The sequence below is a fragment of the Bradyrhizobium sp. 155 genome, from assembly GCF_023101105.1.
In the GTDB taxonomy this organism is placed as follows: Bacteria; Pseudomonadota; Alphaproteobacteria; order Rhizobiales; family Xanthobacteraceae; genus Bradyrhizobium; species Bradyrhizobium canariense_D.
On sequence record NZ_CP064704.1, the window covers coordinates 4,402,732 to 4,427,289 of the forward strand.

The 24,558-nt window shown below is 58.5% G+C and carries 20 protein-coding genes and 2 pseudogenes; 10 read left to right on the plus strand and 12 right to left on the minus strand.

The window, feature by feature from the left end; genetic code table 11:
* Positions 1–502: 502 nt before the first annotated feature.
* Entirely contained in the window at positions 503–751 is a 249-nt protein-coding gene (locus IVA93_RS21625; protein ID WP_247337997.1) for a hypothetical protein, read from the minus strand.
* A gap of 264 nt (positions 752–1,015) precedes the next feature.
* Between IVA93_RS21625 and IVA93_RS21630 the strand changes: the two genes are divergently transcribed.
* Positions 1,016–1,270, plus strand: coding sequence for a hypothetical protein (locus tag IVA93_RS21630; RefSeq protein ID WP_247367750.1), 255 nt, complete (start codon positions 1,016–1,018; stop codon positions 1,268–1,270).
* A 2,259-nt stretch (positions 1,271–3,529) separates the two neighbouring features.
* Here IVA93_RS21630 and IVA93_RS21635 read toward each other — a convergent pair.
* The gene (locus tag IVA93_RS21635) at positions 3,530–3,775 is read right to left on the minus strand and encodes a PilZ domain-containing protein (RefSeq protein ID WP_247367743.1); all 246 of its coding nucleotides are present in this window, start codon (positions 3,773–3,775) and stop codon (positions 3,530–3,532) included.
* A gap of 307 nt (positions 3,776–4,082) precedes the next feature.
* The gene (locus IVA93_RS21640) at positions 4,083–4,286 is read right to left on the minus strand and encodes a cold-shock protein (protein WP_247293967.1); all 204 of its coding nucleotides are present in this window, start codon (positions 4,284–4,286) and stop codon (positions 4,083–4,085) included.
* Between the two features lie 301 nt (positions 4,287–4,587).
* Between IVA93_RS21640 and IVA93_RS21645 the strand changes: the two genes are divergently transcribed.
* Entirely contained in the window at positions 4,588–5,901 is a 1,314-nt protein-coding gene (locus IVA93_RS21645; RefSeq protein WP_247367740.1) for an adenylate/guanylate cyclase domain-containing protein, read from the plus strand.
* A gap of 208 nt (positions 5,902–6,109) precedes the next feature.
* On the opposite strand, the gene IVA93_RS21650 is transcribed toward IVA93_RS21645, so the two are convergent.
* Together IVA93_RS21650 and IVA93_RS21655 are read right to left on the minus strand one after the other, a co-directional pair.
* Positions 6,110–6,874, minus strand: coding sequence for a molybdate ABC transporter substrate-binding protein (locus IVA93_RS21650; protein ID WP_247789223.1), 765 nt, complete (start codon positions 6,872–6,874; stop codon positions 6,110–6,112).
* A 1,161-nt stretch (positions 6,875–8,035) separates the two neighbouring features.
* The gene (locus tag IVA93_RS21655; RefSeq protein ID WP_247337985.1) at positions 8,036–8,203 is read right to left on the minus strand and encodes a hypothetical protein; all 168 of its coding nucleotides are present in this window, start codon (positions 8,201–8,203) and stop codon (positions 8,036–8,038) included.
* 2,583 nt (positions 8,204–10,786) lie between these two features.
* Between IVA93_RS21655 and IVA93_RS21660 the strand changes: the two genes are divergently transcribed.
* The 4 genes from IVA93_RS21660 to IVA93_RS21675 all read left to right on the plus strand — a co-directional run bounded on the left by IVA93_RS21660 (position 10,787) and on the right by IVA93_RS21675 (position 13,480).
* A complete protein-coding gene (locus IVA93_RS21660; RefSeq protein WP_247367722.1) occupies positions 10,787–11,122 on the plus strand; it encodes a hypothetical protein in 336 nt (111 codons plus the stop codon).
* Positions 11,123–12,030: 908 nt separating this feature from the next.
* Positions 12,031–12,252, plus strand: a complete 222-nt coding sequence (locus IVA93_RS21665) for a hypothetical protein (protein WP_247367719.1) — start codon at positions 12,031–12,033, stop codon at positions 12,250–12,252.
* A gap of 10 nt (positions 12,253–12,262) precedes the next feature.
* Complete coding sequence (locus IVA93_RS21670) at positions 12,263–12,685, plus strand: hypothetical protein (protein WP_247368932.1); 423 nt, start codon at positions 12,263–12,265, stop codon at positions 12,683–12,685.
* A gap of 258 nt (positions 12,686–12,943) precedes the next feature.
* On the plus strand, positions 12,944–13,480 hold the full coding sequence (locus IVA93_RS21675) for an NUDIX domain-containing protein (RefSeq protein ID WP_247366680.1): 537 nt from the start codon (positions 12,944–12,946) through the stop codon (positions 13,478–13,480).
* A 99-nt stretch (positions 13,481–13,579) separates the two neighbouring features.
* Here IVA93_RS21675 and IVA93_RS21680 read toward each other — a convergent pair whose 3' ends face one another.
* Positions 13,580–13,828: a PilZ domain-containing protein gene (locus tag IVA93_RS21680; RefSeq protein WP_256464739.1), complete on the minus strand. Its 249-nt coding sequence runs from the start codon at positions 13,826–13,828 to the stop codon at positions 13,580–13,582.
* Between the two features lie 226 nt (positions 13,829–14,054).
* On the opposite strand from IVA93_RS21680, the pseudogene IVA93_RS21685 reads away from it, so the two are divergent.
* Positions 14,055–14,542 (plus strand): annotated as a pseudogene (locus tag IVA93_RS21685) (transposase); the annotation flags it as partial.
* 314 nt (positions 14,543–14,856) lie between these two features.
* Here IVA93_RS21685 and IVA93_RS41200 read toward each other — a convergent pair.
* Positions 14,857–15,762 (minus strand): annotated as a pseudogene (locus IVA93_RS41200) (FAD-dependent oxidoreductase); the annotation flags it as partial.
* Between the two features lie 41 nt (positions 15,763–15,803).
* Positions 15,804–17,021, minus strand: coding sequence for an ABC transporter substrate-binding protein (locus IVA93_RS21700; RefSeq protein ID WP_524536833.1), 1,218 nt, complete (start codon positions 17,019–17,021; stop codon positions 15,804–15,806).
* Positions 17,022–17,203: 182 nt separating this feature from the next.
* Here IVA93_RS21700 and IVA93_RS21705 point away from each other — a divergent pair, with 182 nt between their 5' ends.
* Genes IVA93_RS21705 through IVA93_RS21715 form a run of 3 tightly spaced genes read left to right on the plus strand, consistent with a single transcriptional unit; the run spans position 17,204 to position 19,622 of the window.
* A complete protein-coding gene (locus tag IVA93_RS21705) occupies positions 17,204–18,079 on the plus strand; it encodes a fumarylacetoacetate hydrolase family protein (RefSeq protein ID WP_018460125.1) in 876 nt (291 codons plus the stop codon).
* A 38-nt stretch (positions 18,080–18,117) separates the two neighbouring features.
* Positions 18,118–18,642, plus strand: a complete 525-nt coding sequence (locus IVA93_RS21710) for a MarR family winged helix-turn-helix transcriptional regulator (protein WP_157643140.1) — start codon at positions 18,118–18,120, stop codon at positions 18,640–18,642.
* 11 nt (positions 18,643–18,653) lie between these two features.
* Positions 18,654–19,622, plus strand: coding sequence for a cupin domain-containing protein (locus IVA93_RS21715; protein ID WP_247789226.1), 969 nt, complete (start codon positions 18,654–18,656; stop codon positions 19,620–19,622).
* A 967-nt stretch (positions 19,623–20,589) separates the two neighbouring features.
* On the opposite strand, the gene IVA93_RS21720 is transcribed toward IVA93_RS21715, so the two are convergent.
* From IVA93_RS21720 to IVA93_RS21735, 4 genes are read right to left on the minus strand one after another with little or no spacing between them, the layout of a single operon-like run.
* Positions 20,590–22,152, minus strand: coding sequence for a class I adenylate-forming enzyme family protein (locus tag IVA93_RS21720; RefSeq protein WP_247368818.1), 1,563 nt, complete (start codon positions 22,150–22,152; stop codon positions 20,590–20,592).
* A 9-nt stretch (positions 22,153–22,161) separates the two neighbouring features.
* Positions 22,162–22,578 carry a Zn-ribbon domain-containing OB-fold protein gene (locus IVA93_RS21725; RefSeq protein ID WP_247368820.1) on the minus strand — a complete coding sequence of 139 codons (417 nt, stop codon included), beginning with the start codon at positions 22,576–22,578 and terminating at the stop codon, positions 22,162–22,164.
* A gap of 1 nt (position 22,579) precedes the next feature.
* Positions 22,580–23,752 (minus strand): thiolase family protein, encoded by a 1,173-nt coding sequence (locus IVA93_RS21730; RefSeq protein WP_247368821.1) that lies wholly within the window; start codon positions 23,750–23,752, stop codon positions 22,580–22,582.
* Positions 23,753–23,754: 2 nt separating this feature from the next.
* Positions 23,755–24,549, minus strand: coding sequence for an enoyl-CoA hydratase/isomerase family protein (locus IVA93_RS21735; RefSeq protein WP_247368823.1), 795 nt, complete (start codon positions 24,547–24,549; stop codon positions 23,755–23,757).
* Between the last annotated feature and the right edge of the window lie 9 nt (positions 24,550–24,558).

The following is a 24,558-nucleotide window of genomic DNA, read 5'->3' on the forward strand; positions in this document are numbered from 1 at the left end:
ATAGGTTTGGACCGGCAGCAATCGGATTCAATGTCCCCAGCGTTACCAAGTGAACAACGGAACACGCCTTTGCGTGACAGCCTAGAGACGACTCCGATGGAGAGATCCATTGCCGGGTCCGGGACGGCCCCGCTCTCAACCAGCCAGCCCCGGAGGGCGGGCGCCGTCCTGTTGGGCGCCGCGACTTCAAGCGATGACAGCCTCTTGGGGAACGGGGGCTTCCGAAGATGCCACCGTCGAAGCGCGGCCTGGCAAGACGATGCCGCATCGCTCCCAAGGTCGGCATTTCAGTATGTGGATCGGGTGACGGAATTGCTGGCCAAAAAAGCGACCCCAGGACGGGGTGGACCTGAGGTCGAGGATTACCTTTCCTATGCCTCAGGCGTTTACGCAAAACTTAGCCCAAGGCCACGTTCCAACGGTTCGCGCGTCAGGCGGTTCCTTCGACGCTTTGGGGGCCGCTCGACTACATCAACATCAGCGCCGCAAGCGAGGTCCGTAGCTACTTTGACCCGGTACCGGTATTTGCGGGAGCTGTGGATGGGGCGCTGGCCGGAGAACCAGCGCCCGACCCGGTCGTTGTTGGCCGGTTCGTTGAGCTGGTTGTGGTTGCGGGCGCGCTGGTCTGGTTGGACGCGATAGTGTGGTTGCCGGTGCTGTAGAAAATGGCGGCGATCGCGGCGATCACGACAATTGCGATGACCACCCAGGCTATGGGGTTGTCACGGTAATTCCGATCTCGATTGATCATGCGGAATCCTCCTGGGGCCAGACAAGCCAATAAACCCGAGATCCCTCTAGCGTTCCTACCGTCTGTAGCGCCCGCTTTGCCCAGCCCTTCAGCAGGCGCGCGGCGCGAATGCTAACCTGCAATCCCAACACCTCAACGGCCGCTGCAATCGCCCGCTTGCGGCTCGACGCGCTTCCGCAGGATCTGTGCATATCCTCCCGAACTGGCATGACAGTCGCGGGCAAGTGAGGCCAAGCATGGGCGCTTGAGGTTTTGATTCCAGCGATGAAGCACGTCACCGAACGCCTTTTTGCCGATCCCGTAGTCGCCGCGCGTCAGCTCGTTCAGCTGGCTTCGGGCATCAAGGCAGTACAGGACGGCAGAATCCATATCGAGAAGATCAACTACCCATTCCTCTACACGCTCAAGGCAAGCGGCGCGGAGTTCGGCGCCGGCATCAGGTGCGCTGTCGAGAAGGGCTGGCTGGAGCTGCATGAGAGCGGCACCTATGTGCGGTTGCTGACGACTGTAGGAACCTAGCATCACTACCCGGCTTGCTGTCTCGCTAGCTCGCCCAAGCTGACGGAGCGGCCCCGGCCTAACCTCTCCCAGGCCCCTCTAAGCCGGGGTCGTCTCTTTTAAATTGCCAAGATGTCCCGGTCGCTGTCCATGGAGGCAAAATTGCCTTCGGACCGCCGAACTTTCTTATGCCAAATGGCATATGCGACGGCTAATTCAAACTGGCTCAATGTAGTGCCACAAAAGGCCGGCCCCAGAGGATGATTCCTGAGGCCGGAAGTTCTACGCGCCGCTCCGAGACATCGCTCGGAGCTGGAGACGAACGCGCCCAGATTGCCGGTTGTTCCCGACATTTATGGACTGCAGAGCCGGCGCACCGATGCATGTTAAGCCTTCTGCCGACTGTGGAAGTGGTCATATTGCAAGCCTGAAACGCTGCCGTACCATCATCTCACCGGGGCTGGCTGCATATTTCGGACCACGCGCGGGCCGCAGCAGTGTCCCCTGCTGCGGCTTTAGCACTTTAGCGGGCAGCAGCTTCCGGATAACGCCTCGGTGAACGAAACCGTTTGCCGGGTTGCGCGAAGCACTCCGGAAATGGTCTGGGTCTAGCCTTCCATCACTAACGAGGGGATTTCAAAATGATCACGCTTAAAGCAATTGGGCTTGTTGTTGGTGCCGGATTTATCTTCACGGCGTATTCGGGTGATCTCGGCGCTGACGTGGTTCTCGCCATCGTCGCTTGCCTCTCATAACGGGAAAGGCCCGCCAGCTCAGCCAGCCCCGCGGGTCCTCCCACACCTTTGCTGCGGCAAGCCTTTCTCGCTCAATGCCTATTGCGAAGGAGTCTTGTCGTCTCGGTTGAGAAACCCGAGCCGTCGCTCCAGCTCTTCCTTCTTGGCCACGAGCCTCACGGCGAGAACGTCATTGACGAGCGTGTGCAGTCGCCACAGCTCTTCAACCGACATGCTTTCAAACGGCTTTCGTTCCACGAATCCCCCCGACTCACGGATTGTCTGTAGCTTGGGACTACGAGGGGAAGCTGGCAACTAGTCGTCCGTGGAGCGCGGAAGCTTAGAGGCGCCCGCGAACTTTAGCTGTTCTTCTGACTGATCCTCTCCGCCGTCGGTGCGGCGTGCGAATCCTTCTTTGCTCAGCTTCGAGCACGCGGTTGCGAAGGGCTTCGAGTTCGGAAAGTTCAGAGATGAGTGCATCCAGATACTGGCGGCGCAGGACATCTGCGCGAGCAGAATTACGCATGGAACGCCCCTAAAATAATCACACACAAAAACTGCGAGGCCGCTAACCCGGTAAATGTGGCCAGTACAGCCTTTGCATTAACCGGCGTCAAGATGCATCTGCCGGATGCAACGGGCGGCTTTTGCCCAAATGAAAAGCCCGCCGACCGGGGACCGGGGGGCGAGCAAGGCGCTGTCATTAGCCTGTGGCATAATCATTGCTCTGTTGAAGACGGACTGGGATTTCAGTGCCCAGTTTGAGACAAGAGCGCCGCCGGGGGGACTGGCATTTCGAGCCCGGCGGCGCTCTCCCTTACTGTTCTGGCTCAAATCTTTCGATCCTGGTTGCGCCTTCCCAAAGCTCAACGGCATGTCCATTGACAAGCTGCTTGGCTCGTTTCCGGGCTGTCGTCTCATCGGGGAGCACCAAGTCCACCCGAAGCGCTATGTGCCCGTCAGCCCCGATTACGTAAGCTCGATATTCGCGCATGGTCGTGCAGTTGAGTGCTTCATCCAGCCCCGTTTAGAGCCGATCTAAAACGACGGCAGTCTCAAATGAGACGCCCCGTAGTTTTACGTAGATTCATTGAGACAAACAGGGGACGGTACCGCGACGTTCTCGTAACGGAGATGGCCCGCCAGTGTGAGCCGGCGGGCCTTTTGCTGTCAGATTGCCGGAGATCTTCTTGTTAGGGGCCCGTGCGAAAGGTCCGCCCCGGCTTTTCGGCCCGGAGCGGGCCAAACGCGGAAACCAAGGTTACTCTGCCACCTGCAGCACCACCCCCGACCGGTCTGGCGGCTAGCCGCGGCTCTCGTCCTTTAATCGCGACCATGCCCACATGTCGGGACGGCCCGCACCTGTCAAAAACGACAGGGTCTTGCGAAACGGATCACCGGGCGCCCTCCTCACAGCCCCCGCATCGTGTGTCGTCGTTGACCCGCAGCAACAACGCTCGATGCCTGCCGCTAGACAGCGTGGTAACACTACCCCACCTTGTCCCCTGGGGCACTTGGCTGGCACCGACAACCTACCGGAGCCGACTCAATGGGCTTTGAACACGACGCCGATGCGAGTATCACTGGACCAAACGAGACGACAATCTCTGATGATACGGTCTCTTTCCAACATCATCTTGAATGTGGCAGGCATGTGCAGCTTCGTCGATAACTCGATCCCAGCACCGTCCTCCGAGATATTGAACACGCGGCAACGTCGGCTGCCGCCATCTCCAAAAATGTAGGCGGCTAAGTCGACCTCCGAACGATCGATCTTCCGGCGATCCGACATGATTATCCTTGAGTTGACGCGGCCGTCTCGGGTCGTTCATCGGCCAAAGCTACTTCCAGCAGTCTAAACTGCCTCGCGAGCCGTGTTGCCAAGCCCGACCGCTGTTTGGCTAGCTCTCTCTCATAGTCGGATACGTCGTGTCCGTCTCGCTCAAGGACCTCGATCAGGATCGCCCAAGCGTCAGAGGGGAAGCCCTATTCGCGGCCTAAGATTTGAGACCATCGACTCCGCGCTCAAGGGCCTTGCTCGGGGCGCACTAGCCTCAAAACCAAAAGGCCCGCCAGCGTGAACCGGCGGGCGTTGATTGCTACCCAACCCTCAAGTTTTCGGCCGACGTTTTTCCGCGGTTGCTCATCTCTTCATAGCTCACTTTCGCACCCTCGTTCAGAGTGCTCAGCCCCGCTTTTTCGACCGCGGAAATGTGCACGAAGACGTCCTTCCCGCCGTTGTCTGGCTGAATAAACCCAAAGCCTTTGGTCGAATTAAACCACTTCACAGTACCTGTCGCCACGTCCGTCTCCTGGGTTGAGCATAGCACCAGCCTAGATCGAGCACCAACACAGGGCAAGAAAAAGCCACCAACCTAGGTCAGCGGGAGTTCAGGGCGTGCACCCATGAATCTGGGACGCCGTTTGACATCCGCTATGCCTCTGATAGCCGTGCGAAAAGCGGATCTCGCGGCACTCCCGCGTTTGCTAACAAGCGACATCACGCGGACTCGCCGTTTTCCCATCATCGAACTTGTTTGCTATGGTTCAGGTCAGATTTCGTAGTTCAGCCGGGCCAATCCGGCGAGCTAGCGGGGCCATCACATGCAGCCGGTTACGCAATACGCCAAAAGCGGCGATGTCCACATCGCCTACCAGTCATTTGGCGGTGGTCCGATCAATCTGGTTCTGGTTCCGGGGTTCGTGTCGAACGTCGAGAATTATTGGGACCAGCCCGATCTGGCTCGCTTTCTAAATCGTCTGGGCAGCTACGCCCGCGTGGTAACCTTCGACAAGCGCGGGACCGGCATGTCAGATGGGGGTGCCGAGCTTCCCGGTCTTGACCAGCGTATGGACGATCTTCGAGCGGTCATGGATGCCGCGGGGATGGAACAGGCGGCGCTGCTCGGGATTTCTGAAGGCGCTCCGCTGTCCGTCTTATTTGCCGCAACCTACCCCGACCGATGCCGCGCGCTGTTACTCTACGGCAGCTTTTCGCGGTTTTCCTACTGGTTCGCGACCGAGGAGGCGCTGGCGGCGTTCTTCGGCTACGTCGAGCAGGCTTGGGGCACAGGCGGCAGCGTCCAAAAGTTCGCGCCCTCTCGCGCAAATGATGCCGCCTTTCAACGCTGGTGGGGACGAAACGAGCGGCTCGGTGCCAGCCCGGCAGCCGTGAAGGCTCTCATGATTATGAATAGCCAAATCGATATCAGCGGCATTCTCCCGGCGGTTCGAGTGCCAACTCTCGTGATTCACCGGACTGGGGACAAGACTGTCAGTGTGGAGGGCGGACGCGACGTCGCGGCGCATATTCCCGGCGCCCGCCTTTTTGAGCTTCCGGGGATCGACCACATTTTCTACGTCGGTGAGAACGCAAACGAAATCTCCGATGCGATCGAGGAGTTTTTGACTGGGTCAAGGGCCCCGGTCACCGTCGACCGCGTCCTCGCTACGGTTCTCTTCACCGACATTGTCGGCTCGACCGAGAAAGCAGCTGCACTTGGCGATCAACGCTGGCGCGATCTCCTCGATAATCATCACGCCACGATCCGACGCAATCTCGCGCGCTTTCGAGGCCGTGAAGTGAAAACAACTGGAGACGGCTTTCTCGCCACCTTTGACGGTCCAGCGCGCGGCGTCCGCTGCGCCTGTGCCATTGCCGAGGAAATCAGGCCACTCGGCATAGAGGTCCGTGCCGGGCTCCATACAGGCGAGTGCGAAATGATGGGCGACGATGTTGGCGGCATAGCCGTTCACATAGGTGCACGGGTTGCGGGGCTTGCCGGGGGAAGCCAGGTTTTCGTGTCCAGCACCGTCAAGGATCTGGTAGCGGGCTCTGGATTGCGCTTCAACGACCGCGGCACCCAATCACTCAAGGGTATCCCCGGCGAGTGGCGTATATTCGCAGCTGAACATTAGGCGCCGCGGGTCAATCGGCTATCTCCATCAAATTGGTCTGCTGTGCGTCACAAGCCGCCGAACAGGCGCCCCGCTCCAAACTTCCGGTCTGCCCCTGTGAGCCGACATGCAGCGACACCCCGCCAACGGTAGCGAAGGGCCAACAGCGGAAGTGGGAAACGTTTGGAAGCGCGGGAGGCGTTTACCGCCGACACGTTGACCCGTCGGATCAACCGGGATCCATGCCCTTGGATTTGATGATTGCAACGGCCGCCGGACCTTTGAGGTATTCAATGAGGGTCTTGGCAGCGGCGGTTTCTTTCGCTTCCGATCCAACCGCCGCCGTAAAAACTACGTTTTGTTGCAGTTCGGCCGGAAATGGACCGACGACTTCCAAACCCGGAGCGGTGAGAACGTTGATAAGGAATATGCCCAACTCGACTTCACCCTTGGCAACAACGGCGACGACCTGCGCAGGGTTGGGCTGCGCCCTCATCTTGGCCTTCATCGGTTCGGTGATCCCAAGACGATCAAACACCTTTGCGATTGAATAGCCAGTGGCGCTCTCCGGGATCGAGGCAATGGACTGAGCTTTGAGCAGCGTTGCTTTGAGCGCTTCAGCGTTACCGATTTCAGGCTTTTGAGCGCCAGAGCGGACGGCGACGCCGAGGCCGACGTGGGCAATATCAATTGTAGGACTTGGCACGAACTTAGCTCTGGCTAACGCATCCTGCATAACCTCGACAGGTACAACGCCAACATCGAACGGCTTGCCAGACGTAGCCTCCTTTATGAGGTTCGGAGTTGTGCCAAAGAATATTTCGAGCTTGTGACCAGAGGCTCGCTCGAACTCAGGTTTAATATCTGCCCAAACGCTCGACATTGCTCCGCCCGCCAGAACTTTGAGTTCGGCAGCCTGCACATTCGTGGACGGCGACAGCACGAGCGCCAAGCCCAGCACTGAGGCGGCCACGGTGAGCGAATACGTCTTCATGAAAGCACCTCGCTGATTGCAGCGCTCTATTGTGGATTTGACCGATCACGCGAACGAGCCCGGAATATTCATGGTTCTCGATGTTTCTGCAAGACGCGCGGCGGAGGCCCATGTCTCAGTTGGGTCAATCGCGTCGGCCATAGCGGTGGCTGCAAGCTTCCGGTCTAGCCGTATGAACCGACATGTAGCGGCACCGGGTCAACCGAAGCGATGGCCATTTGCAGGAGTCGCAATCATGGTTTTCGCGCGTGAGCAGACTTGAGCTTGGGACTCGGAACGAGACCATAGTGACGCTCCGCCACGTCCCACAAGCCCTAAACGTGAGCTTTCGGAAAATTTTCGCTGAAGGGACGAGGAGGACTCGAAATCGAGTGGAGGCTGACTACCTGCAAGATGGGCGTGAACCTGAACAAACGAGAAGCACCGATCTGAGCCGCCCTAATCGGTATCACCCACTGTGCTGGCGGGGTTTCTGGTGGTCAGAAAATTTGAGCCCGAGTATTACATTCAGCTATGCGCGGATGCTCGCATTACGAAAAACATTGCGGCAAGCTCATCGGCTGACGAGATCACCCAGTTGAAGTGTAAGCTCACGATCATCGGAGATGGCGCCCTGGCAGAGGCCGAAGCTGAACGTCGATGCCGAATGTGGAAACTCCCAGATGTCTGGTCTGAAGAGGATCAATGATCAAGGCCGCCTCTGAGCGGGGCGTCACCAACCTATGGCATGCTGCACATCACGAAGCACAGCTCCGGTGCTTCGTGTATAGCGGCCATCGTTCCAGCGATGATCCGCTGCATATGCCGCAATGGCAGCAAAGACGATTGCAAATCCAACCTTGCCCATATCCAACTGCGCTCGCCGCGCGCGCGGAAGTCGATTTCTCACGGAAAAACCGCAGCGTGGTTCCAGCCCCACTGCGGCGTTCCCGGTCAACTTGAAATTGGGTGGTACTTAAATCGCGCCGGTGTTCTCACAGTAGAACCCCCCGTTCCGAAAATGGACTCCGGACAACTACCGGAATCCGGTTTTGTACGCATTGTCGATAAAGAGCGAGCGTGGCATCGCTTGGCTTCCAGCCCCCAATGCTCCCGGCAGCCGATCCAATTGCGGATTTAGAGCGCCGGGAGTGCTAGGCCCGCCAGCGTGACCGGCAGCCCTTAACCCCGCAGTTGAAGGCCGAAGTTTTGCGCAACGCGCTTCACTGATGAAATGTATCTATCCAACGCACTCGCAATTTGAACCACGCCGGCGCCTTCGCGCGACAGCTCGAGCAAGAGTTGCACCTCTGCATCGGTCCATTCTTTGGGTTTGTCGTTTCTCTTCATCCGCGCAATGCTTTGATGAACTTATCAGACTGGTTTCTAAAAGGAAGAAAGCCCGCCAGGTGCGTTAGCTAGCGGGCTTCCAGCCGGAAGTCGCAGCGAGTTCACCATTGCGACCGACGAATATGAACGGAACAAGGTTTACACTTTGTTAGCGGCTGCTGCGTAGCGTATTGCTTGGGGCGGGGCCGTGGAGGACATACGCGGCCTTGTGCTCGGGTGAGAGCCCGCCAGCTAGCCAGCCCCGGCGGCGCTCTCCCTCAGCATGTTCATTACTAATTTGAATTGTGATTTAGATCATATTTCCCTTGCCCAATGACCTGGTATGATCCGTTCACCGGGGCTGGCTCCATATTTCACTTAGATCTTTTTCACCCGGCTTTTTTGACAATGAGGCCACAGCTGGGCCCCCCGCTGCGGCCCTTTGGAGAACCAATGTGCCCAAAGCAAAAAAATTCTCTGATCGTTCGTGCTGCCGGAAGACAACTGGACCTTTTACGCGGCGAAGCCTCCCGCATCGCGAAAGGCAATAACGTCGATTGGTGGATTGATCGCGCGGAGGTCGGAGCTCGTTTCTGCTTCGAGGATGCAAAGGCAAAAGAGTCATTCGCTCTCGCGTGTGACAACTTCGGTATTTCCTGCCAAGACGGCTAGCCCAGAGTCCATCCTGTAAGCCGATCGCAGTCGGAAACCATTATAGCAGTCAGCGCTAATCCGGCCCCCGTACCTGGAGGTCCGCACCTTCGATCCAAAGCACGGGAGCCGAGCGCGTCGGCGCCGCCGCCGACAGCGGGCTTATGAAGCACGCATCTGTGGAAGGGAGCAACAGAGTTGGCGTAGTTCGATCAGCGGTCGACCAGCCATTGCCCCGGGGGTGCCTTGCTTTTCTCGATGCTGGAGGTATGCGGTCCCGCCAATGACATGCGGAGGCCCACCAGCTTACGAGAAGGCCGCCCTCTGAGGCGGCCTCTCTCGCTTCCGCTCTCTGAGTGCCGCCGAGGCGACATCCATCCGTAACGGCAGGACTAGTCAGCCCCCCAGCTTCGTAGCTAATCACCGTAGCAATTTGCGCGCAGCTTCATTGAAGCGCCAAGAAGCGTTGCCTTTCTAGTATCTTGCGACCCATGGTGAGGAGGAGTGGATATCTGCCGACCTTAACCGCCTCAGGGAGGTCTCCGAAAGGAGTTGGAAAAAAGGCGCGGACGCAGTCGCTGGAAACCGCGTGCTTGCGAAATATCGGTCAGGCAGCGCAAGTGTTCGGCGTTCCATGTTTTGTCGTCGGCAAACATGGCCTGGCTGTACTCTGCGAACTAGTAATGGCGTGCATAAGGCGCGCCTTGTCGCTGCCGTCCAGATAGCTGGTGATGCTGCTGTGAGCTCGGATCGGACCTTCGATCCAACCGATCCCGCTTCAAACGGCTGCCCTTCATTCTGGGCGGAGGTCTGAACCGGCCCACCTTTCAGATCTGCCTCCTGCATCTGGGTAATCTGCTGATGACATTATGCCCTAACCATCATCTGCGGAGACCCACAGATCCGTGTAGCCGGGTGCATGCGGTCCAAGTTCGTCCGGCAACAAAGACCGCGGGTCCCAACCAGACGCCGGGAGAACCAGTGGGCCGGCGGCCGCCAAAGGTCTCGCCCTACTCCGCAGGAGAGCTGACGCCCTGCGCGATGAGCGGCGGCAACCGGCACGTTCCGGGTGTCCGCTCAATCCCGATACCGGCAGAACTCGTCACCGTTTTCATACTCGATGCAGGTCTTAACGCGAGGAAAACGTCGCATTTCGTTATAATGTCGGCCTTCGCTGCGACCCGACGACCCATATCTAGAGCCGCGGTCCATATCATCCTCCTCACGATGCCAGTTTCGGCCCGTGGTTCGGTGATCCTCATCTTGGTCCATGATACGGCCCATCTGCCGATGCATCTGACGCATCCGGTCCATATCCATAGGGTCCTCGCCTCGCTGCTGGCGAGTGGTCCAATCGCGATTAATCCGCGCGTCCTCAGCCCTCTGGCGGTCTGAGTCGCGTGCCTGATCCGATTGCTGCGGTGTACGCTCTGGCTGGACTGGAGCATTTTGCCTTTGGATTTGCTCCGGCTGCTGCGGCATTGCCTCCGGCCGCGCTTGGGGAGAGGCTTGGTTAGCATCTGGCATTGTTTGCTGAGCAGAAGCACTGAGCGGCATGAAACTAGACAGTAGAAATAGGATGGCAGTCACATCTGATCGACGCATGAGCTCACCTCGCGAGTTTGCTCTCTAACCGCGTGAGGCGCTGTTTGTTCTGTGAAGCCAGCGGCTTTTTAAAAACGTCACGACCAATGACCCTGATTGTGAGGCTCCTCGAAGCAATTGCCATCGCGATCGCGCTGGGAGAGGCGCGCTCGACACAATAGTTCACAGAACAGCTGCGCCAATCGGGACCGCTTAGTCTTGCGCTCTTGTTCGCGATGTCGCTTCCCGGAAGATCGTGCCATCCAGCTGCATTTCTCTCCAGATGGCAACACCCAGCGAGGGAAGTTGGTCGAGACAGAGCATGGAGGTCCAAGTGAGGAACGGACGCCAGCCGGAAAATTTCGTCAAATGAACAGCATTGGAGCTCGAAACGAAAACCAATCGCAGCAAGCGCGCGCCGAATCGCTGCTGGCTCGGCAAAAGATCAAAAAATTAGTTTTGATGCATAATCATGATGACTCCAACGTAAAAACAAAAAATAAGGTGGAGAAAACACGGGAGGCTGGAATGAAAACCGCACAGCGCTTGCGCGCGATGGCCGCGCTTTGTCGACAAAGTGCCGCGCTTCGTCCTGATAGAAGTTGGAGACTGCTCGCGGAGGCAGAATACTGGGAGCATTTGGCGGCGACTGCGCTCTCAAGGGATGTTGAAGACTGCTCCACCTCTCGTCGTGATGCCGCTTAGCCTTTCGTCATTTCTGTATCAAATTGCGGGGCGGGGTAATGAGTATCTTTTGGAGCCAGTGGGGGACTGCGCGTATGAATGAGCGGCCGATGTGTCCGGTATGCAAACACCGGATGGCATTGGCGCGCATCTCTCCGGCCAAAGCCGGATTCGAGAAGCGCACTTTCGAATGCTCGACCTGCGAACGTACCGAAGTGGCATCCTTCGCTGTGGATCCAATGAAGACAGACGCGGTCGGCTGGCTGGCTGGTGAGCTGAATCCGCCTCGGTAAAAGCCCGGTTGCAGCTTCGCGGGCTGCGGGCCTGGCGGAGTTGCGATCGCGCAGCGCGAAGGTTGTGCTATCGTGAGTACGAGACTTTGTTGGGGCCAGGGTGGCGTTGCGGATTAAAGAAGTATCGAGAGCGGTGCGATAGATTTCCGCGTTGCTTTGATCTCGAACCCGAATTGCAGAGTTGTGGGACATCAGTTCTGGCCGGACCAGCGTGAGCTCTGCCGCAAGACGTTCTGCTTGGTCCGCCGCTCCTTGTCATCTTCTAGGATCATTCCGCCCTGATGCTGGCACGTCGCATCGGTGACAAGCTCAGACTCTTAATACGGCATGAAAGCCTCTGAACCCGCAAGGCCAAGCCCAGTGCAACTGCGCTTCACATCAGGCGAATTATCGTATGTGAATGCGACTCCGGTTTATGGAACGGACGGACCGCCGCTCCACCGTGGTCATTCGGGCGAGCCTGTGGCGGGCTGATGCTGTTCGCCGAATTCCGGGAAACTGCGCATAGCTAGCGGGACATCTGCGTCCCAACATACCGAAGCATTGGTTTCGACGCGCGAAGGCAGGACGGTTGACCAGCTAGGAACTTCGGAGGTTCAACAACATTCAGTCATTAAGCAAGAAGGAGGGACCCGCATGGCGATCCAGATTGTGATGGACCGTGCCGGCGACAGCCGTCACTTTTTCGACGAGAACGATGCACGAGAACTGGCCAAGGCGGAGCAGCGCTTCCGTAAGCTGACGAACGTCGGCTTCACGGCCGCGGTCCGGACCGGTGCAGGTCAGGTGTCGCAGATCCGATCGTTCGACCCCACAGCGGAGGAAACTGTCTTCTTCCCCAGGCTGGTCGGCGGGTAATCGCCAAGCCATGTGGCGCTTTAAACCGTCCCGGGCGGGCGAAGGCTCGCGGATCAGGGCCGCAAAGGCACTGTTCATTAGACACGGCGCCGAAAGGACTCCGGAAGGACGTGCGCTGCTACTCTTGCGGCGCTGGCTCTCGCCGGCCCAGCGGGGACAATTCGCAACAAAAGGCTATTTCGAAGTCGTCGGAGGCGACACGGGCAAGCGCTACAGGATCTATGCGGGGGCCGCGGCGAATGTCTGCGAGATGGGCGAAAACGGTCGCCCAAACATCGGCCTATGTTTCCTGCCGGCGGGCGATCTGCCGATCGGAGACGTCATGCTCGCCCAGAAGATCGCGCTCGAAGCGAGCGAGGGCAGCGCGCTCGCAGTGGCCCGAAAGTTCACCCCCAGCAATTTTTTCTTCAGCCGCTGCCGCCCCCTTCGCTAAGCTATGAAAGCGCCTGCGAGCCTGCATTGCGCTCCCGCCAAGGCGCCGTTCCGTCGCCCAGCAGCTCCCCTTAGATCGTCCTAAGTTTCCGATTTCGATGGACTTAAGCGCCAGCAGTCTTCGCGGTGATCAAGCTGCGGAAACGAAATCGCTCCTTTGTCCGACTCGCATTCTAAAATAAACCTTCGGTAGGCGCGGGCTTTTTCGTTTTAATCAGCTTCTGTCATGCTGCGGCGTTCAATCTCAGGAGAGACGTCCGTGGTGAGCGAAGGCAGATCGCTGAAGGTTCTTGCGCTCGCGCGTCGGTTATCAGAACATCCGCCGGCCGGTCGATCTCGAGCTGAGGCAGAAATGGGTAACCGTAGTGCGCCGCCAGTTCGGAAGACCGCTTCCGCGATCATCATCGACCCTGATGGTTGTTTCCTGCTTCAGCAGCGCGACGACGTTCCCGACATCTTATATCCAGGCATGGTAGGTCTTTTTGGTGGGCATTGCGAAGGGAACGAGACTTTCCTGGAATGCGTAGTCCGGGAGGTACATGAAGAAATCGGTTACTTCATTCCGCCAGAGCGGTTCGAGCATTTGCTAGAAGCACTGGGTAGTGATCCCAATGTTGAGGGAGGCATAATCCAGCGCCAAGTCTTCGTTGCTCGCGACATTCCGTCGCAGAATCTGGTGATCACCGAAGGATCTCTTCTGATCGTCAGGCCGGATGATCTGAGCGGAATAGAACCGAATCTCGCGCCATCCACGCGACTGGCCCTAACAGCACTCGGAAGTTTAGTCTCTGAGTGACTGATTTCTCCCAAATGGCAAAGGTTCTGAGTTTCGCCAAGCGCTATCATTGGCGCGATAGAGCGGGAGCTTTGCGGCGCGGGTTTGTGGCGCTCTGCTTTAAAGGGCCAGCTCGAACGCGATGCCGATCTGCATGTCTTTGCGCCAGATGATCCGAGCTGGATGCCGCTGACCGTCCAGCGTCAAAACCAGCGTGAAAAAATCCGGAATGGCGAATGGGCTGGTCACGTTGAGAGACGCCCCAGCTTCGGAGACATTGCGGACGATGCACGGTACTGCATTGCCCCCGAATTCGATCATTCCGGGCTTTAGAACCTTCTCTCGTGACGCAGTCCGTTGGTTCTCCATAGGCTACAGTTTGCTCATTAGAGCTGAATCTTCCGGAAACAGAATAGCTCGAACTGTAATAGTTTACGGCGCGAGCCGGTGCGGACCGGCTCAGCTACGGGATGCTAGTCGATTCCGAAGAGCGCTATGAGCTATCGCCCAAAGTTGGTGACGGCGGGAATCGGAAAGGCGGCATATCGTGGGGGTGCTTGACGCCTCCACTTCTCCACCGAAGGAGCGATATGCCGTGTCCAACGATAACGTCATCCATCTGATTCAGCCAGGAATCTTCGACGATCAACTCACAGAAGTCTTGCACAATGGAGCGCGTGCCCTGCTGGCCCAGGCGGTCGAGGCCGAGGTTGCAGACTTTCTAGGCCAGCATGCCGATTTGAAGACCCGGGACGGCCACCAGCGCGTCGTCCGCCACGGTCACCTGCGGAGCGCGAGGTGATGACCGGCATCGGTCCGGTCGCCGTCCGCCAGCCGCGTGTACGCGATCGCGAAGCGGACGCCGCCGATCCTGGCCGCATCCGGTTCTCGCCGTCGATCCTGCCGCCCTACATGCGCCGGTCGAAGTCGATCGAGACGCTGCTGCCGATCCTTTACCTGAAGGGTATCTCGACCGGCGACTTCTCTGAGGCGCTGGCTGCGCTGCTCGGCAAGGATGCTGCCGGGTTGTCGGCATCCGCCATCGGTCGCCTGAAGGATGGCTGGCTCGACGAGCACGAAGCTCGCTCGCCGATCTGTTGAAGCTGATATTCACGCCTTGGCATCGCAATCGGCTGCCAGAGCCAGTTCAAACACCGGTAATAGTCTTCGGCCGTGCGCTCCTGATATTGTTGGCGCCTTACATCGCGCGCGATCGCGTCCTCGGCATGATACATGTCCCAAAGCGCGCGGGATTCGAGCTGAACCCTTGAAGTCCGAATGACGCGGTCGTGCTGAAATCGCTGAAATGCAGTGATTACGTCACCGCCTGTCACTTCGAGCAGTGCGGCGAGATAGACGGCGTCCTCGATCGCCATGCCGGCACCCTGCGCGAGCGACTGCAAGGTCGCGTGCGCGGAATCGCCAAGCAGCGTGACGCGGCCTCTGGCCCATTGTCGAATGGGATTGCGATCGGCAAGCGGCCAGCGCCTGGACAGATCCATCAATCCAAGGACTGCCTGCATCTCCGGATGCGTATCCCGATAGGTTTTTTGGAGCTCGGCCTTGTGGGCTACGGGATCGTTCTTCTGGGCGTAGGTATCCGTCCTGAACACCGCGACGATGTTGAGCTCCGTGCCATTCCGCAGCGGGTAGTAGATGATGTGAAAGGCCGGACCGACCCATAGGACGACTTCGTCGCATCGAACAATATCGGGAACCGATTTGATCGGAACAATGGTCCGGTGCGCCACATAGCCCAGCAGACGCGGCTGATCTTGCGGATGCATTTGAGAACGGATCACGGACCGCAAGCCGTCGGCGCCAATCAGAGCCGCGCCTTCGATGATCCCCGCTTCGGCCGTGAGCACGCTGACCCTGTCCCCCAGGTCTTCGAAGCTCGACACTGTGATCGATTGATCCAAGCGAACGTTCGGGAGCTTCCGGCAGGCATCCAGGAGAATGTTGTGCAAGTCGACGCGATGAATCGCGACATAGGGGTCGTCAAACCGGGCCCTGAACGTCTCATCAAAGGGAACGGCGGCGAGCTGCTCTCCCGAATATGCATCGAGCATGAGCAATGCGCTCGGCTTGTGAGATTGTGCGCGAACAGTGTCGGCGACCCCCATTTGCACGAAGGCCGAGAACACGTTGGGGCCCATCTGGATCCCGTAGCCAATGGCGCCGATGTGCTCGCTTTGCTCAAGCAGGCGCACCGGCAGTCCCTTCCTGCCGAGCGCCAAGGCCGCCGAAAGGCCGCCAAGGCCACCGCCTACAATCAGGATTTCGTTGCTATCGCGGCTCATTAGAAGCTCCTATTGGCTTTGCCAGGACGAAACCGATGCGGCTACTTCTGCACCAGCGGGCAGCCGCCTTCGGCGATTGGCCTAAAGGCCTTGTCAGCGGGGATCACGTTGACGAGCGCGTAATAGTCCCAAGGTCCCTTGGATTCCTCAGGCTTCTTCACCTTGAACAGATACATGTCATGGATGGCCCGGCCGTCGGGGCGGACGGTGACCGCACCGAAGAGGTCGTCCTGAATCGGACGCTCCTTCATCTTGGCGATCACCTCAGCGCCGTCATCGGAGTTCGTTGCTTTCACGGCGTTCAAGTAGGCCAACACCGAGGAATACACGCCGGCATGGTTCATGGTCGGCATCTTGCCGTTGTTGCGCGCCGCGAAGCGCTTGCTCCACTGCCTGGTTCGGTCGTTCAAATCCCAGTAGAAGGCTTCGGTGAAGAGTAGGCCTTGCGCAGTCTGCAAGCCGATCGCATGAACGTCCGAGATGAAGACCAGCAGAGCCGCCAGGGTCTGACCGCCCTGCGGTATCCCGAATTCAGAAGCCTGTTTGATGGCGGTGCTTGTATCGCCGCCGGCGTTGGCCAATCCGATGACTTTGGCCTTCGAGGATTGCGCCTGAAGCAGGAACGACGAAAAATCGGACGTCCCGATCGGATGCCGAACAGAGCCGACTACCTTTGCATTGTTCGCCGCTACCGCTGCCGTGCCGTCGCGCTCCAGCGCGTGCCCGAACGCATAGTCGGCGGTGAGGAAGAACCATGAGGCCCCGCCGCGTTCGACGACGGACTTAACAGTCGCATTGGCTATCGACCAGGTATCGAATGTCCATTGCACGGTGTTGGGCGAGCACGCCTTGCCGGTCAGATCGGAAGACGCAGTGCTCGACGCAAGCAACGCATGGCGGGACCCGCGCGTGATTTCGTTGACTGCCAGCGCGACGCCCGAGTTTGGAAGATCCAGAACGGCGTCCACGCCATCGACGTCGAACCAGCGACGAACGATGGCAGAGCCGATGTCCGGCTTGTTCTGGTGATCCGCGGATATCACTTCCAGCTTGAGACCCGGCCCGAGCGAACCAAAGTCCTCCACAGCCATTTGCGCGGCGAGGACCGAGCCCGGACCGGCGGCATCTGCATAGAGGCTCGACTGATCGTTCAAGACACCGATTTTGACGACGCCATTAGAAATCTCGGCCTGAGCCCCCGTACTCGACAGCAGGGCGGCAAAAGCTGCTGCGGCAATGCAACGCCTCATCATATCCATATCCTCCCAATTGCCCCTGTTCGGAGGCGATATTTATGTCCGTATACCTACATAATATAGTGCAGAAGGTCAAGCTTATCCTGCATACGCGGCCATTTGTCTGGACATCGGCGTCGCCATATCGTATGTGTACGGACAATAATCGGCTTCAATGCCAGTCCATCCACGGGGAGGAGCGCGCGATGCGTCTGTGCCGTTTCAACGACGACCGGCTCGGCCTGGTCGAGGGCAGCACCATCTACGACGTCACCTCATCGACTGAGACACTGCCAAGCCGCCGCTGGCCGTTTCCAATGGGAGATGCGCTTGTCGCGCATCTGCCTGAGGTGTGCCGCGCTGCCGAGAAGCTGAAACCGCACGCCAGCCGATTCGATCTGGCGCGGGTCGCGTTGCGCAGCCCCATTGCCAATCCAGGGAAGGTCATGGCGGCGCCGGCCAATTACCGTCTTCACGTGGAGATCGACGCGAAGGACCCGGCGGTCCACCATAATGTTCACAACAAGCAATTGGCGGGGCTCGAGCGTCCCGTGGAAACGCTCGGCCTCTTCCTGAAGGCGACGTCCTCGGTGGTCGGGCCAAGCCCTGGCATCAACCTGAACTGGCAAGAGCGGCGGAATGACTACGAGGCAGAACTTGTGGTCGTGATCGGAAAAGCCGGAAAGAACATCCGCGCTGAGAATGCGACGGAGCACATCGCCGGCTACTGCGTCGGCCTGGATATGAGCGTCCGCGGCGCGCAGGAGCGAAGCTTCCGCAAATCCGCCGACTCTTACACCGTGCTCGGCCCATGGCTCACGACCGCCGACGAGATTGCCGATCCCGAGCAGCTGACCCTCTGGTTGACGTTAAATGGAACCGAGCGGCAACGATCATCGACGGCCGCAATGACCGTGGGCATACGGCACCTGATCGAGATCGCGTCGAGCGCCTACACGCTCTATCCCGGCGACATCCTGATGACCGGAACGCCGGAAGGTGTCGGCGCGGTGTCACCGGGCGATATCATCGTGACCGGATGCGATGGCCTCGGCGAAATGACAGTGCCCGTCGGCATCTGAAGATCCTCCGGGACTGCCCACAGCTACAGGAATGTATCTTGCCGAAAGCAACCACAGCTTCCTCCACCAATCCGAGCCCCGCAGGGATCGAGTCCGTTGCGAAGAGTTTGATTCTTCACGAATTGCCGGGGTATCTCATCCGCCGGCTCGATAGCCGCGCGGCCTTCCTCTACGAAAAATTCACCGCGCAATCGGACCTCACGCCGCGGCAATTCGGTGTCCTGCTCACGTTGTTTCAAGCGGGCCCGCTTCCCCAAACCGAGCTCGGCAACCGCTTGCATCTTGATCGCAGCACGCTCGGCGAAATGCTGCAGCGGATGGTCGATCGCAAACTGGTGGGGCGGCGCGCGCATGAAAGAGACAGACGCGCCGTCGAGATCGTTCTGACGCAAACCGGAAAGACCGCGATGTTGACAGTGGTCGAACAGGCTCTGGAAGCTCAGAAGGCGTTGCTGTCGCCTTTGCCCGATTATCTCCGGCCGGTGTTTCTGAAGTGCCTGCAGATGCTCGCCGATGCCGACGAGAATGACGATGCCGCCAATCCAGCCGATGGGAGATCATGATGAATAATGTAGTGACCCAGGACCGCGCCGTCCACGACGGCAGCATCACATCGCTGGATGATCTCTATCGCGAGGCGGAGCGCCTGCAGGTTACGCCTGGCTGGATCAGCCGCGACCGGCCGATCTTCTGGAAGGAACCGCGAACCGATTTTGTGCCCGCTCATTGGCACTATCAGCATGTCCGGAGTGCATTGGCGTCGGCCGGAAACTTGATCGACGTCGCGCTGGCCGAGCGCCGTAATCTCATTCTGCGCAATCCATTTCCTGCCAACAATTTCGCGACCGTAAGGACCCTGGTCTGCGCCTATCAGATGATCCTGCCGGGCGAGGTGGCGCCTTCGCACCGTCACTCGGCACATGCCTTGCGTGTCATTCTCGACGCCAAGCGATCCTACTCCGTCGTCAACGGCGAAAAGACCCCGATGGAATCGGGCGACGTCATTTTGACGCCCGGTGGGTACTGGCACGGGCATGGCCATGAGGGCTCGGAGCCGGCTTACTGGCTGGACGGCCTGGATATCCCGTCGGTGCATTTGATGGAGCCGATGTTCTATGAAGAGCATCCTGAGAAGTACGAAAAGATTGCTTCGGTCGCAGCGAGCTCGCGTTTCAGATTCTCGCGCGACTTGATCTTGACTGAGTTGGACAAAACTGCCGCGGATAGCGAGGGAGCTCACGGACCACGGATCACCCTTGAGGCCCCCGACATGCCCATGATGGGGCTCACGGTCGAAAGACTGAACTCGGGCCAGCTGACGCGCCGCCAACGTTCCACAGCCAATCGGATTTTCGTCGTCATGGACGGAACGGGTACGACGAGAGTGGCTGACAGTGTTTTTGCCTGGCAAAGAGGTGACACCGTCGTTGTCCCGACGTGGTCGGCGTTCAGCCACGAAGCGTCGTCGGATGCTCAACTTTTCTGCTTGTCCGACGAACCGCTCATGCGAGCCTTCAGGTACTATAGATCGGAATTTGTGTGATGGCTGCGCGGTCGTGGGGTCGATAGTGCCGCGCCACTGGTTGTTATCTTCATGCCTTCTGTAAATACGGAAGCGCCCGCCTCGTCGCGGGCCGGCGCGGGAAATCGTCAGTCCGAATATGACAAGCTGCTTGGCCGGACTTCCCGAGAGCTTTCAAGATAAAGTGAATCTGGGACGTAGTCCTGCGTCGGTACTTCGCCGCGTTGAACGCAGTGGTCTAACAGTGAGGCCCAACAGCGCGCCATCGCGCACAAAATCGTCCAAAATCGTAGGTTTGAGCACGAAATCGTACAAATGGCGGAGAGAGTGGGAGTCAAACCCACGATTCTCGGTCCTCTCCCTCCGGACAACCAACACTACTCGTCAGCGCTCCCGGCCTCCTGTCCTCGGAATCAGACCGCAGATGCGCCACAAGCCTGCTGTGCCGGCGCAAACGCCGGCTCCTAGCCAATTGAACCATTCCAACTTTCGCTCCAGCTTATCATTAGCCAATTCGAGCTATAGCTCCCGCCAAGCGATTGAGGCGGATAATAGTTGGTCCTTTTTGCGCCAAAGCCTGTCGGTGCGCCAGCCAGACTTCAAGCGCTCGAACCTTTCGTACGATGGAGCCCGCTGCAGTACTCCATCCGTGAAGACGCAATGGATGTCGGACCTAAGCTTGGGTAGAATTCTCAATCTGGAGGAAGCGAGAACGACTCGACGAAGCTACGCTAAACTGCGCGATGCCAGCCGTCCGCACTACTCCCACTCAATCATATCGGACGACGTTCCGCCGTTGATTTGCAAGCGAAAATTTTAGTGTCTGACGGACAAATGCCGACGGTATACCCGCTGCAAATCTTTAAAAAATTCCTCCTCACGAAGCGCTGGCAATTCCGCCACCTATCGGAGTCTATCGACTGGATGGCACGCCGCGTGCGCAATCAACGCTGACACAGCTCTCACTAGCACAAGGCTTCAAATACCGTCAGCGATTAGGAGGAGTTTCCCGGGGCTCGACGCTGGCGACGAAGCCAGCTGCCTGATCCCGCAAAGATCGTTTGAGGACCTTGCCGAGGGAATTTCGCGGTAGCGCGTCGACTATGATTACGTACTTGGGCTTTTTATATCCGGCGACCAGGTTACGCACGTGTTCGACAACTGACGAAGGTGTCGGGCTTGCGCTTGGACTTCGCTCGACAAAGGCCGCGACCGCCTCCCCGAAGATGGCATCGGGCACTCCGATGACAGCGGCATCGGCGACCTCAGGATTTTGCAGCAGGGCCTGCTCGACTTCCTTTGTATAGATATTGAAGCCGCCGCTGAGCACCATATCCTTTTTGCGATCGACGATATAGAGATAGCCGTCGTCGTCCGCCTTGGCGATGTCGCCAGTATGAATCCACCCGTCCTTGATGGTGATTGCTGTCTCGTCGGGCCGATTGTAGTAGCCCCGCATGACGGAATACTGGCCCGGCTGCCCTACGCGCACGAGTAGTTCGCCCGGCTCACCGGTCTTTACCGCGATACCTGCATCATCGACGATCCGAATCTCGACGCCGGGCGTCGGCCGCCCGATCGAGGAGCCGTGATCGAACTGCTCTTCATGCGAGAGGGAGGTCACACCTCCCACTTCAGTCATCGCAAAAAACGACACCAGCCGCACGTCCGGCAGCAGTGCTAGAAATTGTCTCTTTAGTTCGACCGGGAACGCTTCGCCCGTCACTACGATGCGCCTCAGCGATGCGCAGCGCGAAGGATCGTCTTTGATCTCGGGAAGCAGCATCCGGCATACCGTCGGGACCATACCAACGACGGTGATCTGTTCCTTCTCGATCGTATCAACGGTTTCACGCGGATCGAACTTCTTCATGACGATGAGCGTGCCACCGAGCGTCAGCGAATTGGCGAGCCGGGCAAAGCCGGTGCGATGGGCGAGCGGCGTCGTCACAAGATAGCGGTCGTCGCTCGAAATTCTCCATTCGACGGCGTTTATGAAACAATGCTGAACTACAACATTCGAGTGCGTTATGATCGCTCCCTTCGGATGTCCCGTTGTCCCCGAAGTGTACATAATGATTGCGTCATCCGACTCGATGGACAGCGGCGGGAGCCGCTCGGGGTCCGCCTTTCTAAGGTCAGCATATTCGACTGCGCCCTCGACGGCACTCCCTATGCTGATCCAGATCGCATCCGGATTTGCCTGCAGCACCTCGGAGATAGACGAGCCATTCCCTTCGAACACAATCGCCGCGGGCTGGCAATCGGCACAGATATGCTGGAGTTCGTGTGGCGTTAGCCGCGTCGTAACGGGAACTACGATCGCGCCTATCGAGAACGCGGCATAGAACACTTCAACGATCTCAATGCCGTTGGAAAGAAAGACCACAATTCGATCGCCGGGACCAACGCCCTGCGTCCGAAGAGCACTCGCGACGCCGCGGATTCTATGGTCGAGATCCCGATAGGTAATCCGTTCGTCACCGCAGATCAGAGCAATCTTATCAGGATGGCGCACGGCTTGCGCGCTAAGTATGGTTTCCAGGCGCATATTGGATGCTCAAACGACGTTAAAGGCTGGATACTGGACGTCGTCAGAAAGGCGATCCCACGCCACTTCCGCGCGTTGGCCGATTCTGACCGCATCCGCGTCCTTGTTCAGGATGTTGCCAAGGATGCGCACGCCTTCGTCGAGCTGGACGGTTGCGACCGAGAGGGGAAGTCGGCCATCGAGACCGGGGCCGGGAACGCGGATCACGGTGCAGGCATAGATCGTGCCCTTGCCCGTTACCTCGCGCCATTCCAGGTTCCGGCTGCCGGTAAAGATGCTGACCGGACGTGGATAGTGTTGAAACTGTCCGGTGTCCTTGCAGTACTGCAGCACCAACTTGCCTGCCTTGGCGCCATCCCAGAACGGCTTGGTGTCAACGTAAACCGAAGGTTTCGGGACGGGACGCCCCACCTTTTCATGAGCCATTTTAAGCCTCCAAAATCATAGCGGCGCTGGTACCCCAGTTCCGCGCGTAGGGAATAACGCCGATGCCGGTCACCAGCGCGTTCTTCGGATTGCCAACCTGGCGTCCACCACCCTCGCCGAACAACTGGCGAACGGCCTCAGCTAGATTGAGGCCCCCACTAGCAAGTCCGGGTTGACCGGCCGAGATTTGGCCTCCTCCGGTGTTGAGCGGCAACGTTCCCTTGTGCGAGAGATCGGTATCGAGGGTAAAATCGCTGCCTTGCCCACGCTTGCAGAAACCGAAATCCTCGAATTTCATCATGACGGCAATGGTGAAGTCGTCGTAAGGCTGGAACATGCGAATGTCCTTCGCTGTCAGCCCTGACTGCTTGAAGACCTTCGGCGCTATCGCCGAGAAACCGGTCTCAGTAATCTCCGACAGCGGCTTGTCGCCATTAAAATTTGTCACTTCAGCATAGGCCGTCGGAAACGCCATCTTAGTGATCCCGAGGCTGCGAGCCTTCTCCTCAGTCGTGACGAGAAAAGCGTTCGCGCCGTCGCAAAACATGACGCAGTCGAGGAGGCGCAGCGGATCCGCAATTACACGCGAATTTTCATAATCTGCCATCGTAATCGGCGTCTTGAACTTTGCGTAGGCATTCTCGTTGTGTAGAGCATGCTCGCGCTGCGTAATCGCGATCTTTCCCAGCGCTTCCGACTTGATCCCAAACTGATGGTTGTACCTGCTCATCAGAAGCCCGAACGTAGCCGGCGGTCCTTGGACGCCGGGCGGATCCTGGAATTCGGAACGGTAGGCTCCGTAGTTTGCACGCCACGCCGTGCTTGGAGCGTCCGCGGACAGAACGACGACGACTTCGCAATGTCCGTCGCGAATGGCGGATGCCGCGCGGGCAACGCCTCCGGTCGCCGAGCATCCGCCGGTTCCGCCGTAGTTGAGCCAACTCGGCGTAATGCCCAATGCCTCAGTCATGTAGACGGCAAAGAACGGATTGGGACACTCGCTCAGCGGAGTGGTCACGGAGAGGCCGTCGATGACATCCTTTGGAATTCCGGTTACGGCGAGAAGCTTGGCCAAGGCTTCACCTCCAAGGTCAAACGCGCTGCGTCCGGTCTTGAAGTCAATCGCCGTCTCCGAATACCCGGCGATTACGATGTCGCGTTTCTTCCCAGTCATTGTCACTCTCCGCGGAATGCTGGTGACCGCTTTTCACGAAAAGCCGCCAGCCCTTCGTCACGATCCTTGGTGAAGTAAAGCAGGAAGGAAGCGTCACCCTCGGCGTCAAAGCCGTCCGCAAGCGACATGTCGATGCCGCGATCAATCACGGACTTCGTCATCATCACCGGGATCGGCGCGTTATCGCTGATGGTTTTGGCGAGTTCGCGAGCCTTCTCCAGCGCCTTGCCTTGTTCGGTGACGTGATTGACGATACGGTAGCGCTCGGCCTCCGAGGCGGTAATCCGCCTGCCGGTCCACATCAATTCCTTGGCGAGCGGCTTCCCTATCAACCGTGGGAGCGTCTGGGTGCCCCCACCGCCCGGCATCATTCCGAGCTTAATCTCGGGCAGCCCGAATTTTGCGTTCGCGCCGGCGACTATGATGTCTCCGACGAGTGCGAGTTCCAGGCCGCCACCCAACGCAAACCCTTCGATAGCGGCTATTAGCGGCTTAGTGAAACCGCCGATGTCCTTGAAGAGCCGATTCACCTTCCGGGTCCTCTTGCGGTATCGGTAGAAGTCAAAATAGCCGTTTTCCTCAATCTCGAACTCGCTGGTATCGATCCCCGTGCAAAATGCCTTGTCGCTGCCAAGCAAAATGACCGCGCGTACGCCCCTGTCGTGCTCGAGCTCATTGAGTATCGCGAGGATCTCGTCGGCCGTCTGTTCTCGAAGCGAATTCAGCTTGTCAGGTCGGTTGATGGTGATTTCAACCCAGCCGTTTTGCCGGTTGAGAATGACATCCTGGTAGCTCATGTCTCTTCG